The organism is Bacteroides sp. 41_26 (assembly GCF_949740115.1).
Taxonomy (GTDB): Bacteria; Bacteroidota; Bacteroidia; order Bacteroidales; family Bacteroidaceae; genus Bacteroides; species Bacteroides nordii.
The window spans coordinates 17,500-32,565 of the sequence record NZ_CATJGZ010000080.1; the positions used below are offsets into that span (position 1 = coordinate 17,500).

Sequence of the window (15,066 nt, forward strand, 5' to 3'; positions counted from 1 at the left end):
ATGATTAAAGTAGCACTAATTTGTCATTATTGGAGTAAGGAAACTGAAGAAATGCTTGGTTTGAAGCATTATTTTAGAGAGCTTTCTCCTTGGATTCAGGAGTATATTAATTTATATAAGAAAAAAAATGACGTTGAATTACATGTAGTTGCTCCAAATTATACTTCAAATACGAATTTTGAATGTCAAAAAGATGGTATATATTTTCATTTCTTTCATTATTCTCCATCTTTACTTTCCACCATTATTGCTCCAATTGTCAGATGTAAATTAAACCATGATGAACCTTATAAGATTGCGGAGAGAGCCGCAAACGTATTAACAAATTTCAAAACAACATTTAATGAGGTCCCAAAAATTGTGGATCGAATTGTTCCCGATGTCGTTCATGTGTATGGTACTGAGAATCCAGATTATTCGGCAGGAGTAATTCCTTTATTAGATAGATATCCAATACTCATCACCATACAAGGATACGCATATCTAGCAGAGGATCGACCATTACGTTTAGATCAAAAATTTCAGAATATTAGGAGGAGAATTGAGAAAGAGTTGAACACTTCTGCTAACTATTTGGTTGTTTCTCCTAATCTTCCAGATATGCCTGAATTCAAGCCTTTTGAAAATGGGCAGAAACGATTTTTGAGTGGTGGAAATATTACTAGGAGACCGAAAATTATGGCCAGTCATATTAACAAGAAATATGATATTTCATTTTATGGGCGGGTTACATCTGATAAAGGAGTTGAAGATTTGGTTAAGGCAATTTCTCTACTATGCTCTAAAGGATTGAAATTAAAAACATTAATTATCGGTAAATGTACAGATTCATACAAGTCGTATTTATGTTCAATAGCAGATGAATATCAAGCTAGTAATTTATTAACTTTTTCCGGGTTTGTTGAAGATCATGATGATGTATATGCGTTAGCTGCAAGCGCGATTATGGCAGTTCTTCCAACTCGAATTGATTTAATGCCAAATACTATTCGTGAAGCCATTGGAATGGGGCTACCTGTTGTGGCATCAAATGCAGGTTATATTCCTTCATTAAATAATAAGCGAGAAACAGTTAAAATTCATAAGGTTGGTGATATTGAAGATTTGGCTTCAAAGATAGAAGAAGTTTATCAAGATGAAAGCCTTAGAAAAAAACTAATAAAAAATGGCATGACTACATTTGATGAAAGATTTTCGATGAATAATGTATACAGTAGAAGTGTCGAAATATATAAGGAAGTACAAAAAGATTTTTTGATGCATCATAAAGACTGATTGTTTATGAACATTTTTAATATTCACATAGAATTTGACTCTAGGGTCTTCTGTAAGACTGTTGAGGACTACATCAAAAAAAAACAAAAGGCGTATGTTTGCGTTGTGGACGCTAATGTTATTACTATTGCACAAAAGGACCTCAAATACAGGGAAATTGTCACGGGAGCAAATATTAATACATGTGACGGTAGTTCTATCTCTAAGATGGCTAATTCTATCTATGGTACCCATTATTCAGCTTTCAATGGACCTGAATTATTTGAATACTATATAGAACGGCCTTATAAGCATGTACTCCTGGGGAATAAAGCTTCAAAAGTTGATCAGATAAAGTCTAAGGTTGCAGAAAAGGGACTCTCACTGAGTTTAGAACATGTAGATGTTCCATTTGTTTCAGTTGAGGATTTTGATTATCCCTCAATTGCCAAACAAATAAATGAATTGAAGCCTGATATCGTGTGGGTAAGTCTTGGTGCGCCAAAGCAAGAGATTTTTATATCCAAAATATTTCCCTATATTGAACAAGGGGTTTTATTCGGTATAGGTGCAGCATTCAATTTCTATACAGGAGATTTACATAATAATAAAAAAGAAATTGTAGGATTACGTTTCATCTGGTTAGAGCGAATCTTTAAAGAACCAAAAAAGCAGCTCAGTCGTGTAGGTAATTTTTTATGTGCAGTACCAAAAATGTACTTGGACGAAAGAAAAAGAGCATATCAGCATAATAAATAATAATTGATGGAGCTTTTAAAAGAACTTTTCCAAGTTTTCAATAGGAAAGATTCCCAAATTATCACGTATTCCTACCGAATCAGAATGGCATGAACCTTTTGAGATTGCTCAGAAACATTCACTTATTATCTTCCTTTTACTGGTTTTAAAAATTGATAGATACTCAACAAATACCACAAGTAGTAGATTCTGAATGTTTTTCGATTTTTATAGTGAAATGGTATGGTTATACCAAAATAATAGAGGAACAGAATAAAAAGTTAGATCAGCGCGCTGCTGATGTTATCCGCATTTTTTGATGATGGAAATTTCAGAAGTTGCCTTCTAAAAGGCCAAGGTGTCGCTCAACTTTATCCAAATTCTCTTAGAAGGCAGTCTGGAGATATAGATTTATGGGTTGAGGGATCAAGAAAGGAAATTTTATCGTTTCTCAATCAAATATTACAAAATAAAAGACATAGTGATACATCATACCGATGTGCTGATGTTTAACGATGCTACTACTGAGATCCATTTCATTCCTAGTTATACACATAATTCATTTCGTTTTAAAAATACAAAGAATATTTTCAAGGAGAGGGTAAAACTCAATTTCAATTATTTGATAAGAATCTTGGATATGTATATCTAAGTGTTGGATTCAATGTTGTATATTCTCTTATGCATATCTATAAGCATATCTTTCACGAAGGAGTTGGATTGAAACAATTTCTTGATTACTACATCTTTTTTCATTTGATCGTTTCCAAATGGTCAAAATATTGAAGAATATGGGGCTATTATGCTTCTCAGTAGCAGTTATGTGTGCTCAAAAAGAAATATTTGATATTGATGATAAATATCTCTTATGTAACTCTGATATCAAAGCAGGTATTTATTGTGTTAAATATTATTATCTAGGGATTTTGGTCGAGGAGATGTAAGAATGCACAATCTTGATAATTATCCAGCTCCGAAACGGGTTTGGATGAAGATGAAACGGCTTTCTTCATTTCTTCAATATTATCCTTCGGAAGTGCTTTGGACTCCATTTTGGAAGTTTTGACATTATTGTTGGCGCAAAATGAATGGTTATTTGTAAGTTTATTAAACATTATTATGATAAAGGTTTTAATTACAGGCGCTGGTAGCTATGTTGGTGAGAGCGTGCGGAAATATATCCTTTCTACATCGTATAATTTTGAAATCGATGCCGTAGATACAATGGGTGATAATTGGAAGAATACTGATTATTCCCATTATGATGTTGTTTATCATGTGGCTGGTATTGCACATGTGAATGCGGATTCTAAGATGGAAGCATTGTATTATAAGGTCAATCGGGATTTGACTATCGAGGTTGCTAAACATGCTAAGGAGGCTGGGGTAAAGCAGTTCATCTTCATGAGCAGTCAGATCGTATTTCACGAAAGCCAATCGTTGAAGGCTGAAAAGCTTACTTTTGATACTCGTGAGCATCCGAATGGTTTTTATGGGGATAGCAAACTTCAGGCGGAAAAGGGATTACACGAGCTGGAAAGCCCATTATTTAAAGTATGTATTCTTCGACCACCTATGATATATGGTCCTAATGCAAAAGGAAACTTCCCTCGTTTGGCAACTTTAGCATCAAAAACTCCATTATTCCCAGAATGGCATAATAAGAGAAGCATGCTTTATATAGATAATCTTGCAGAATTCGTAAAGCAAGTTATTATTCGCCAGATGGAAGGAACCTTCTATCCTCAAAACCGAGAGCAGAGTGATACTGTTGAGATTATTCGTTTTTTTGCAAAAGAATCCGGACATAAGGTCTGGATTACAAAGTTGTTTAACCCTTTGGTATGGTTAGGAAGTTTCGTCTTGCAACCGATTAATAAGATGTTTGCTACTTACTATTATGATCCAGAGATGAGCAAGCACGACTTTGATTATCAATTGGTATCATTGGAAGATAGTTTGAAATGCGTTGCTGATTCTTTGAAATAGAATATGGATACAATATTGATTTATGGTATTATCTTCGTGGTATTGCTTGTTGCGGAACTTGTGTACTTTAAGATTGCAGACAAGTTTAATATCATTGACAAGCCAAATGAGCGTTCAAGCCATTCCTCAATTGTATTGAGAGGTGGCGGTATCATCTTTGCTATTTCGGTTATTGTATGGACTATTAGTATAGTTGCAGGTGGTTTCACTGTTGTAGAAGGTTTCTGCTTCGGTAATTACCTACCTTTCATTATAGGCTTGGTACTAGTTGCAGGTGTGAGCTTTATTGATGATATTCATTCCCTGCCAGATAGTTTCCGTCTCGTAGTACAGTTTCTTTCGATGGGATTGATGTTTTATTCACTTGGAATATTGCAATGGCAATATTGGTGGGTAGTTATCATTGCATTGATCGTATGTGTGGGAGCAACTAATATTATCAATTTTATGGATGGTGTAAACGGTATAACAGCAGGTTATTCCTTGGCAGTATTGGCACCTTTAGCATTAGTCAATCAGAATCTTACTAACATAGATAATGGCGGAGGATTTATTGAAAACTCATTGCTCATGACCGTTATCATAGGTATAGTCGTTTTCTGTATTTTCAATTTCCACTCCAAAGGTAGAGCCAAGTGTTTTGCAGGTGATGTCGGTAGTATTGGCATTGCCTTTATCATGTTGTTTGCTATTGGTAAATTGATTATGCAGACTGAAGATATTACATATTTGATTTTCCTTTTAATTTATGGTATTGATGGTTGCTTGACGATTATGCATCGTATTATGCTACATGAGAACCTTGGAAAGGCTCATCGCAAGCATGCATTCCAGTTGATGGCTAATGAATTAAAGATTGGACATGTGAAGGTCTCACTCATTTATATGGCTATGCAGTTAGTTGTTTCCTTAGTTTTTTTATTCATATGCCCTAATACTATCGTATGTCACTGGATTTACCTGATTTGTTCGTTTGTGGCGTTTGCTAGTGTTTATGTAATCTTCAAAAAGAGATATTACCATCTACATGAAGAATATCTAACTTCGCTTGAAAATGAAAAGTGAAAATTTAGAATTTGCCAATGATAAGTAAGCACTCACTGTATGGCTCTTGTCTTGTTTTTGTTAGTCCATTATCTTTGCCTCGAACTTAAAAATCGAGAAAGAATGAACATGAATGAATTTTACAGTGATTTTTTATTCCGTTATCAAACGGATGCTGCTCCCCGGCAGATTTCGATCAATGCCTATTGTATTTCTGAAGGTGTTGAATACCGTAATTTCATCAGATACTTTTGGGATAAAGGTTAATCAAAAAGATCTTTGGCCTAATAACGTGAAGAAAATGATTCGGCGTTTAGGGCTTGAATAATATGGTCAACGAAAGTAGCCAGAGTTCTCATACAGAAGTTAACACGACACCAATGGAGGCTTGATGTAAACACTTTAGTTGCTGCAACTGTTATGTGTGTACCTGTTTACCATTGACATTACTTTTATACTATATGGATTATCTATACTATCTTATCATTCTCATTGTTTTCTTGAGCAACTTAGACGTCATTTTCAGAATTTGGATATATTCCTAAATGAGATTTAGTCTATTGATGAGGAGAAATTCTATTCTCTTGATGAACATGATAATAGATTTATTCATGATAGTGTTGAGAATTTGATAGAAAGATTTCAACAGGGACTTGATGATCGAACGAAGAAGCGATATGCTGATGAGGTATCTGAGATTCTTTATGTTTTAGGTGAGTGTTTCTCTATAGACGGAAACTATGTCCCTTATGATTCACTGTCCAATTATGACAGAAAGAATCTTCAAAACTTGTTGTTCCATCGTATTGCTGAATTTTTAGGAAGACTGCACAACGTCACGGCCTTAGGATTTTTGAGCTTTCACAACTCCATGATGCACATGTGGCAATCGATTGAAATGACAACCTACGGAGACTGGAGGTATTCTAATACCGCAGTTAGTTTGTTCTCAAAAGAAAAGACCCTAATATAATGATGGTATAGATTACGGATTATTTGGAACTTTGCGTTTGTTGGACATCACAGATTCACTTGCGACTAAGTTCCATTTTGTAGATTATATATCTGTTTTGAGTGGTTGTCAGAGTTTTCACATACCTCGTATTTTGGGAGAAACAAATCGGAAAAAGGCAACACAAGCAATGGATACACTCCTTGATGGTATAAAATATGTGGATTTGGCTTATACGATTCCTGCTAAATCTGCAGATATTGCAAATCGAATATTTACTAACGTTTATTTGGAACGTTATAATTTGGACTTTGAGAGCAAAGGCGGTATAGATATTTGTGGAAAGCAACATTTGTCAGGGAATCTGAATACCTATGTGGCATACAGGAACGAAGATGACAATAAGGCTATATATGTTGGATTTGCAGGTACGGAAGATATTCATAACTTGATTACGGATCTAAGACAGTTCTTCTTTGGGTCTGATAAAATTTACACACTGGCTCTTGATATAGTCCAATCGGTATCAGATAGTCGTGATAGAAGACATAAATTTAAAGATTTTCCAATTAATGTGTATGGTCATTCGTTGGGCGGTGGGTTGATGCAATATGCAATTGCGAATAGCACTGCGAAAAACATCTTTGGTTATGGATATAACTCAGCAGGATTGGGAATAAAGACAATGAATAATTGCAGGTTTAACCATATTGATGACATTTCTCATCTATATCAACCAAATGATGTGGTTTTCAAGATATCACTAACTTATCAGTTGGGAAGGGCCGTTAAGCTTCCTAATACATATCATGGTATTAAAAAGACGCATGGTCTTGATATTATACGTAAAAGTGCAGGAAAATTTGGTGATGAAATTGCGGATTTTAGATAATAAAACAATCCAATGTCCGTAAGCGCTCATTGTATGGCTCTTGATATGGCTCCGTTTGGGTTTTACTTAAAAATTGAGAAAGAATGAATATGAGTGAATTTTACAGTGAGTTTTTACTCCGTTATCAAACAGATACTGCTCCTTGGAAGATTTCGATCAATGCCTATTGTATACGAAGGTGTTGAGTATTGCAACTTCATTAAATGGTATCGTGACAACAAGAAACGTCTTCGTGAATTCGAAATGGAAGAAATCCGTTTAAACCCGCTAACGGTTACCGGTATTCCCAAGAGCGATTCTTCTCTCTCCTGAAGTTGCTACTTATATGCGTAAAGGCATTGTCAGCCTTTCAGAGTTAGTCTGTCGTAAAATGAATACTTCTGTTAGAGTCCAAAAATGACGTATTGCTTACCCGCTGCAAACCTTCGAACTTTGCTTTCGTTAAATCAAAAAGAAAAGTTTATTTATAGTTACAATGAATTTGAACGTCTGTTTTGGCGCTATAAATTAGAAGGTGGTCCGAATGGAATCTCCATAGAGCAATTTTGTTTGTCCAACAAAGTACCTTATAACCTGTTTGAAAAATGTTACAATGATACCCGAAAAAAGATAATGCCTGTCCAAGTCCTAGGTACCCCTCCCGCGGAGGTGGATTCGGTGGAAACATCTGTACCGGTTTTGAATCAGAATCCGACAGGAGATTCTCCGGTTCTTCCGCATACCGAACTTCGTATATTGATGGATATCCGTATGAGCAACGGTGTGCATGTCAGTCAGAAAAATTGTGAACCGGAGGGTGGTGATGTCTAAAGATTTACGTCTGGTGCGTTTGTTCAGCTATGACCAACGGTCTTACAGCATGTTTGAGAAACGTTTTAGGTCAAGATACAGGGGCTTTCCTTGGGCTACACGTCAAAATTGGACGCTAACTAACATAAAAAAAATATTGTGAAAAGTATTATTTCTAAGATTTTCGATAATCTGTCCGAAAGGAAGAGATTTGTAAATTATCGGGCTGTTTTGTTTACCGATACGGTGTTGTCTGTCGCAGGCACATGTATCACTTTGCTTTTTGTTAATAGTTTTATCACTAATATTGAAAAAGACGTCATCATAACCATCTCGGTTTGTTCGGGTATCATCAGTTTTCTTATTTTTCATTTTCTGAGAGTCAGCAGAAATATTATACGTCATGCATCGATAAAGAGTGTTGGTAAAATTGAGACAGCCATCCTGCTGAAAGAATTATCGTTGTTGATTGTTGCCATTCTGACTGGTTCATGGTTACCGGAGAAGTATCTGTATGTATGCTGTTTTATCGATTTGTTGACAACTACAGGGATCTTAGTGGGTGCCCGCGTAGTGCTTATCTTGATCTATGATATTGCTGTGTTGCAGTTTACTTCCAGAAAAGCAAGAGTGTTGGTATATGGTACCGGTGATAAAAGCGTTGCGCTCAAGAAACGGATGTACACGAGTAAGCATTTTCATGTAGTCGGTTTTGTGAATCCGGATAAAAATCTCAAATCCTACTCTTTGTCAGAGTCACCGGTCTATTATTTTGCAGATGAATCCAACTTTGTATGCTTTGTAGAAAAGTACAATATTAATGGCATTATTTTTCCCTCGTATGAAGAGGCTCAGAAGGAACAGGGGCATTTGGTGAAATTCTGTCAGGATAATAATGTGAAAAACTATGTTTCTCCGCCTATCGATGTTTTGGGGGATGGTTTGAAGAAAACTGTCATCAGAGAAATCCGGATAGAGGATTTATTGGGGCGTGATGAGATAGAGATCAACATGCTGGAAATTATTAAGAATTTTACGGGTAAAACCATTCTGGTGACAGGAGCTGCCGGTAGTATTGGTAGTGAATTATGCCGACAGTTGGCTACCTTCGGAATTAAGCAATTGGTTCTTTTTGATAATGCTGAGACTCCCATGCACGAACTCCGTCTGGAATTAGAACGCTTTTTCCCCGAACTGACATTTGTTCCTTTCATTGGTGATGTCCGTCAGAAAGAACGTCTTCAGATGGCTTTTGAGAGGTTCCGTCCACAAGTCGTATTTCATGCGGCTGCCTACAAACATGTCCCTTTGATGGAAGAGAATCCTTGTGAAGCGGTCCGGGTCAATGTGGTTGGTTCCCGGTTGGTTGCCGACTTCTGTGTACAATATTGCGTTGAGAAGATGGTGATGATTTCCACCGATAAGGCTGTCAATCCAACCAATGTGATGGGAGCTTCCAAACGTCTGGCTGAGATTTATGTACAAAGTTTAGGGCTTGCTATGGAACATGGCCAGGTGAAAGGAAAAACGACGTTTGTAACTACCCGTTTTGGCAATGTACTTGGCAGTAATGGCAGTGTGATTCCATATTTTAGAAAACAGATACAGGAAGGCGGCCCCGTTACCGTTACTGATCCCAGGATTACCCGTTTCTTTATGACTATTCCCGAGGCCTGCCGTTTGGTAATGGAGGCTGCCACAATGAGTACCGGTAATCAGATATTTGTTTTCGATATGGGTGAACCGGTGAAGATTGTAGATTTGGCAGAGAAAATGATTCGCCTTGCAGGATACATTCCGGGTGAAGATATTAAAATAAAGTTTACTGGTTTGCGTCCCGGTGAGAAGCTTTATGAAGAGGTTTTGAGTAATGAGGAGAATACGGTTCCGACGGATCATTATAAAATACGTATAGCCAAAGTGAGGGAATACAAACGGGATGAGATACTTGCCTCTTATGATAAACTGGCTGAGTTGGCACTCGCGGTGAAGATTGAAGATACGGTGAGGTTGATGAAACAGGTGGTGCCTGAGTTTAAGTCGAATAATTCTGTGTATGAGAAATTGGATAAAGAGAATACGGAGGTTTGTCTGAATTGATTCGTAAGTGTCCAATTAATATGTGCTGTATGGCTCATATGAGGGCTCGCTTTCAAAAAGCCTTATTGCAGGGAAATGATGAAAAGGTTTAGTCTTTTATGGAATGGGTCATTCAGCTGTATGTTTTAGTAATGATCATCTTCCCCCTGATGAAATCAAACGACGAAGGAACGGAACGGTAACTACCGAATTTATAGGTTTCATTTGGATGGAGTTGACCCGTTTGCTTGCCACCCCTTTACACCCAAAGGCGACATCACTCATCATCCTGCGGATACTAACAATAACCACCTATAGACTTCTATAGCGTGTCAGGAGGTTATCCGTCTATTCCAACGCAGACCAGAAGTGAAGCGTGTGCAGGAGTTCTGGTAGGTATATGGAGATTCCTAGTTGTACGGAGTGGAAGATCAACAATGCAATGACAACATTCAATCCTAACTGCTATATAGAGGTAGGCAAGGAAGGCGTTGATGCTAAGGTGAAGGCTCTCTCAATGTATCGTGGCGTGATGCGTCCATATCCACATCCACGTTCAGCAGAATACATCACTGGTCTTGCTGCGATGAGAGGTGGTCAGTGGGGACAGGAGTATAGTGAGGCCTTCGAAATTGTGTTGCGAGCTTATTGATGAAGACACTCATAAAAGAAATATGGACTTTCTACACATACTTATTCTGACCACAGAAGACTGATAAAACATGAAATTCTTAATCGTTATTTTTCGAATTAAGAGTATGAGACAGATAAATATTTGTTAGATGCCCTTGTAAAAAATAAGCTTTTGATGAGGACTTTTTTGAACTTGTTAAAGGGACTTTTCTTGTTCTTTTGTATTCCCTATTTTGCCTGGAAACAGAAGACGACTGTATAAACCCAAACATTGGATTCGTTCAATGCTTTCTTCCTTACTACAAAAGATGACGTAAGGAGTGCCGGATTATTCTGATGTGAATCATGATAATTCAGCTTAATATTATTGTTTGTTTGTGTAGCCCTCCTTTTTAAATCAGGCGTGGTTTATTTACAAGGAGGGCTTTTTTTATTAAAGTTTTGTAGATCCTTTTTTTGAATTATAATACTGCATTCTTTTCATCTCAAATGTAGTTGTTAGCTAGCCAGGCTTTCCTGTTTGTGGAAATGCCTGGCTACTTTTATTTTTATGATTTCGAAGACTTGTAGTTTGTTGATAAATAACAGAATACAAAATCAGTGTGTTATGAATCATTCAGCAGACTCTTTTTTGCTTTGAGGGCTTAGAATAAACCTCCATCTTTGCAATGTTGATCAACAAAACGTGAATGAAAAAACGATTAGTAACATTAAAAAGAGGAGGGATTTATGCCTTTATTTTATAAGGGAATACAAACCAGTAAAGCCAATAAAGCCGGAGTGAAAACATGGCATCCGTCTTTGGTGAAGATGAAGAAAAGGATTAATACACAAACCTTGGCAGAGGAGATTGCCGAAAAGGCTTCACTGACACCGGGTGATGTGCAGAATGTGGTGCGGAACTTGCTTTCGGTGATGCGTAGATATCTGTTGGATTGCTATACGGTACGCCTTGAAGGGCTGGGGACTTTTACAATGAAGGTCCGTTCGCAAGGCAAAGGGGTAGAAACAGAAGATAAGGTGAATCCTAATCAGATCACATCGGTACAGTGTCAGTTTACTCCTGAATATTTCCGTCCGATAGCTGTGGGTACTACCCGTGCACTGACTCAGGGATTGTCATTTGCACATGCTGACTTGATGAAGAAAGGCATTGATAACAATGGCGGAGGAAATGAGGGAGAAGGTGAGGATCCGTCGGTTTAGTTGAGAGTTGAAAATTGAAAGTTGAAAGTTGGCTGCGCGGTGTTTGAAGCTTTTATGTAATAACTAATAATTAAAAAGAGATCTATGAAAAAGACGGTTTGGAGTACGATTCTGAAAGTGATTATTGCAGTAGCCAGTGCTATTGCAGGAGTAATTGGTGGTCAGGCAATGACGTTCTGAAATAAAAGACGATAATTGAGTGGAGAAAGCTCCCGGCGGTTCTGTGAAAGAGAACTTGCCGGGAGTTTTTTTATATGTGTGTGCAGTGTGCTTGAATTTTTATCTGTATCTTTGCACGCTCAAAACGATAAAAACAGTGAATTTAATTATCGATATAGGAAATACGGTAGCTAAAGTGGCACTCTTTGAGGGGGCTACAATGGTAAATGTTATCTATGATTCTAATGAATCGCTGGATTGTCTGGAGCGTATTTGTACTGAATATCCAATTGACAGAGGTATTGTTGCAACTGTCATTAATCTGAATGAGCGTGTTTCCGAACAAATAAGTAAGCTTTCTGTACCTCTGCTTTGGCTGGATAAAGATACTCCGCTTCCGGTAATCAATTTATACGAAACACCCGAGACACTGGGGTATGACCGGATGGCTGCTGTGGTGGCTGCCAATGAACAATTTCCGGGAAGGGATATTCTGGTGATTGATGCGGGGACTTGTATTACTTACGAATTTATTGATTCTCTGGGGCAATACCATGGTGGGAATATCTCTCCGGGGTTGCAGATGCGTTTTAAGGCACTTCATCAGTTTACGGGACGTTTGCCATTAGTTAGTCCACAGGGATGTACGCCGGCTTTGGGGAAGGATACAGAGACTGCTATGCGTGCCGGAGTATGGAAAGGTATTGAATATGAAATATCAGGTTATATTACGGCTATGAAACATAAATATCCTGAAGTTTTGGTTTTTTTAACGGGCGGAGATGATTTTTCTTTTGATACGAACGTAAAAAGTGTCATCTTTGCAGATAGATTTTTAGTGTTGAAAGGATTAAATAGAATTTTAAACTATAATAATGGTAGGATATAAACACACGTTTTGTGCGCTTTTGCTCACAATGATTACTGGAATAGCAATTGCTCAGAATAATACAAACTCTCCTTATACACGATATGGCTTTGGCGATTTGTCTGACCAGTATTTTGGGAATAGCAAGGCAATGGGAGGAATTGCATATGGACTCCGGGATGGAGCGCAGATCAATGTATTGAATCCTGCTTCGTATACAGCTATTGACTCATTAACATTTCTGTTTGAAGGTGGTGTTACTATGCAGAATATGAACATTAGTGGCGGAGGTGTGAAACTAAATGCAAAAAATTCTAGTTTAGATTATCTTGCCATGCAATTTCGTTTGCAGCCATGGATGGCGATGAGTATTGGGTTGTTACCATATTCAAGTGTTGGATATTCGGTGTCGGATACTAAGACTACGGATAACGGATTGCAATATAGTAGAAGCTTTACAGGTGACGGTGGTTTACACCAACTGTATCTCGGATTGGGAATGAAATTGTTGAAGAACTTGTCGGTAGGTATGAATGTATCTTATTTTTGGGGTGATATCACTCGTGTACGTAATCAATTCTTTCCGAATGAGTCCAGCGCTTTTTCATATCAAGAAAGTACATTGACATCCATTTCGGATTATAAGCTGGATTTCGGTGTGCAATATACACAAAAGCTCAATGAAAAAGGATTGATGACTTTTGGCGCAGTATATACTCCTAAAAAGAGTCTAAAAAATGATTTTACAGTCACCAGGCAGGTTAGTACGATCACTACTGTGACTCCCGATGCAACATTAGAAATCCCTAATACTTTTGGAGTCGGAGTTACTTATAAATATGACAGACGTTTGACGGTAGGTATGGATTATAGCCTGCAGAAATGGTCAAAGGTTAAGTCTTCGCTTGCAACGAGTGATGAGGATTTACGTCAGAGTTTTGATGAGACGTATGCCTTTAGTGACCGTTCAAGAATATCTGTGGGTGCAGAATATATCCCAAATTTGTTGGGACGTTCCTATCTCGCCCATGTAAAATATCGTGTGGGAGCTTTTTATTCCACACCGTATTATAAGATCGAGGGCAAAAAGGCTTCAACCGAATTTGGTGTAACAGCAGGTTTTGGTTTACCTGTTCCTCGTTCGCGCTCTATCCTTAGCATTAGTGGACAGTTTGTTCATGTGAAAGGAAAAGAAGTAAATATGTTAAATGAAAATATATTCCGCGTAAGTATAGGACTTACGTTTAATGAACGTTGGTTCTTCAAACGCAGAGTAGAGTAAAGTGGAAAATTTGAGAGAGAATAGACGACTAAATAATAACAACTAAAATTTAGATACAATGAAAATTAAGACGCTTGTAGCTATGTTGTTCCTATCGGCTGGGGCGACTACTGTAATGGCGCAGGATGATGCTAACTGTAATTCGAATAGTAGTATCTCACATGAATCGGTGAAAGCCGGCAATTTTAAAGACGCTTATATTCCTTGGAAAGCGGTTCTGGAAAATTGCCCGACACTTCGTTACTACACTTTTAATGATGGATTTAAGATTCTGAAAGGTTTGATGGGGCAAATCAAAGATAAGAATAATCCGGAATACCAGAAGTATTTTGATGAATTGATGAATACGCATGATTTACGTATGAAATATACTCCTGATTTTTTGGCAAAGGGAGTCAAGGTAGCTTCTGTTGATGAAATTTTAGGTATCAAAGCTTTGGATTATATGTCGTTTGCACCCAAAGTTGATTTAAATCAACTCTATCAATGGTTCAGTCAATCTGTAAATACCGTAAAGGCAGAAGCTGATCCAGCGGTTATTTTTTATTTTTTCCAAACGTCTTTCGATAAATTACAGGCAGATCCGGCTCATAAGGAGCAATTTATTCAGGATTATCTGAATGCATCTGAATATATGGAAACTATTTTGGCTGCTGAGACAGTGGATGCCAATAAAGAAAGATTGAAGGGAATCAAAGATAATCTGGTTGCTTTGTTTGTAGGGAGTGGTGCTGCTGATTGTGAATCTTTACAGGCTATTTATGGTCCTAAAGTGGAAGCTGACAAAACAGATATCGTTGCTTTAAAGAAGATAATCGATATTTTGAAACAGATGAAATGTACAGAGAGTGAAGCTTATCTGCAAGCAGGGTATTATGTTTATAAGATGGAGCCAACAGCTGATGCTGCTATTGCCTGTGCACTGCAAGCAAACAAAAAAGGTGATATTGATGAAGCTCTGAAGTTCTTTGACGAAGCTATTGATTTGGAAACAGATAATGTGAAGAAGGCTGAATATGCATTTAAAGCTGCTGTTGCATTATATAAAGCAAAAAAATTAGCACAGTCTAGAACTTATTGTCAGAAGGCCATCAGTTTTAACGAGAATTATGGCGACCCTTATATGCTGATAGCTGCCTTATATGCAACCAGTCCTAATTGGAGTGATGAATCTGCATTAA

Annotated in this window: 16 protein-coding genes and 1 pseudogene; 16 read left to right on the forward strand and 1 reads right to left on the reverse strand. The window is 37.4% G+C overall.

All coding sequences use genetic code 11. The features are described from left to right. The 3 genes from QX565_RS11130 (at position 1) to QX565_RS11140 (ending at position 2,505) form a co-directional block, all read left to right on the forward strand. Positions 1–1,275 carry a glycosyltransferase family 4 protein gene (locus tag QX565_RS11130; protein ID WP_221648730.1) on the forward strand — a complete coding sequence of 425 codons (1,275 nt, stop codon included), beginning with the start codon at positions 1–3 and terminating at the stop codon, positions 1,273–1,275. A gap of 6 nt (positions 1,276–1,281) precedes the next feature. Beyond that, complete coding sequence (locus QX565_RS11135) at positions 1,282–2,013, forward strand: WecB/TagA/CpsF family glycosyltransferase (RefSeq protein WP_221648729.1); 732 nt, start codon at positions 1,282–1,284, stop codon at positions 2,011–2,013. A 279-nt stretch (positions 2,014–2,292) separates the two neighbouring features. Next, the gene (locus tag QX565_RS11140) at positions 2,293–2,505 is read left to right on the forward strand and encodes a nucleotidyltransferase family protein (protein ID WP_195450278.1); all 213 of its coding nucleotides are present in this window, start codon (positions 2,293–2,295) and stop codon (positions 2,503–2,505) included. Positions 2,506–2,909: 404 nt separating this feature from the next. Here the strand turns inward: QX565_RS11140 and QX565_RS11145 are convergent, their stop codons facing one another. Next, a complete protein-coding gene (locus QX565_RS11145; protein ID WP_289292796.1) occupies positions 2,910–3,044 on the reverse strand; it encodes a hypothetical protein in 135 nt (44 codons plus the stop codon). A 67-nt stretch (positions 3,045–3,111) separates the two neighbouring features. Between QX565_RS11145 and QX565_RS11150 the strand changes: the two genes are divergently transcribed. The 13 genes and pseudogenes from QX565_RS11150 to QX565_RS11210 all read left to right on the forward strand — a co-directional run. Then, positions 3,112–3,981, forward strand: a complete 870-nt coding sequence (locus QX565_RS11150) for an NAD-dependent epimerase/dehydratase family protein (protein ID WP_221648728.1) — start codon at positions 3,112–3,114, stop codon at positions 3,979–3,981. 3 nt (positions 3,982–3,984) lie between these two features. After that, positions 3,985–5,046, forward strand: coding sequence for an MraY family glycosyltransferase (locus QX565_RS11155; protein ID WP_221648727.1), 1,062 nt, complete (start codon positions 3,985–3,987; stop codon positions 5,044–5,046). 102 nt (positions 5,047–5,148) lie between these two features. Further along, positions 5,149–5,292 (forward strand): hypothetical protein, encoded by a 144-nt coding sequence (locus QX565_RS11160; protein WP_289292797.1) that lies wholly within the window; start codon positions 5,149–5,151, stop codon positions 5,290–5,292. A gap of 875 nt (positions 5,293–6,167) precedes the next feature. After that, positions 6,168–6,869, forward strand: a complete 702-nt coding sequence (locus QX565_RS11165) for a Tle-like phospholipase domain-containing protein (protein WP_221648725.1) — start codon at positions 6,168–6,170, stop codon at positions 6,867–6,869. A gap of 159 nt (positions 6,870–7,028) precedes the next feature. Then, a complete protein-coding gene (locus QX565_RS11170) occupies positions 7,029–7,181 on the forward strand; it encodes a hypothetical protein (RefSeq protein WP_221648724.1) in 153 nt (50 codons plus the stop codon). A 150-nt stretch (positions 7,182–7,331) separates the two neighbouring features. Next, positions 7,332–7,679 (forward strand): hypothetical protein, encoded by a 348-nt coding sequence (locus QX565_RS11175; RefSeq protein ID WP_221648749.1) that lies wholly within the window; start codon positions 7,332–7,334, stop codon positions 7,677–7,679. 138 nt (positions 7,680–7,817) lie between these two features. Then, positions 7,818–9,758 (forward strand): polysaccharide biosynthesis protein, encoded by a 1,941-nt coding sequence (locus tag QX565_RS11180; protein ID WP_289292798.1) that lies wholly within the window; start codon positions 7,818–7,820, stop codon positions 9,756–9,758. Positions 9,759–10,013: 255 nt separating this feature from the next. Continuing rightward, positions 10,014–10,389, forward strand: a pseudogene (locus QX565_RS11185) (PIG-L deacetylase family protein); the annotation flags it as partial. A gap of 710 nt (positions 10,390–11,099) precedes the next feature. Continuing rightward, on the forward strand, positions 11,100–11,576 hold the full coding sequence (locus QX565_RS11190) for an HU family DNA-binding protein (protein WP_195450049.1): 477 nt from the start codon (positions 11,100–11,102) through the stop codon (positions 11,574–11,576). Between the two features lie 84 nt (positions 11,577–11,660). Next, on the forward strand, positions 11,661–11,756 hold the full coding sequence (locus QX565_RS11195; protein WP_002559636.1) for a smalltalk protein: 96 nt from the start codon (positions 11,661–11,663) through the stop codon (positions 11,754–11,756). Positions 11,757–11,892: 136 nt separating this feature from the next. Further along, positions 11,893–12,624, forward strand: a complete 732-nt coding sequence (locus QX565_RS11200; protein ID WP_221648722.1) for a type III pantothenate kinase — start codon at positions 11,893–11,895, stop codon at positions 12,622–12,624. Then, complete coding sequence (gene bamG, locus QX565_RS11205) at positions 12,611–13,885, forward strand: BamG family beta-barrel-assembly machinery protein (RefSeq protein ID WP_025075252.1); 1,275 nt, start codon at positions 12,611–12,613, stop codon at positions 13,883–13,885. The genes QX565_RS11200 and bamG overlap by 14 nt, the downstream gene beginning before the upstream one ends. Before the next feature lie 58 nt (positions 13,886–13,943). After that, on the forward strand, positions 13,944–15,066 hold a 1,123-nt coding region (locus QX565_RS11210; RefSeq protein WP_289292799.1), incomplete at its 3' end, for a tetratricopeptide repeat protein.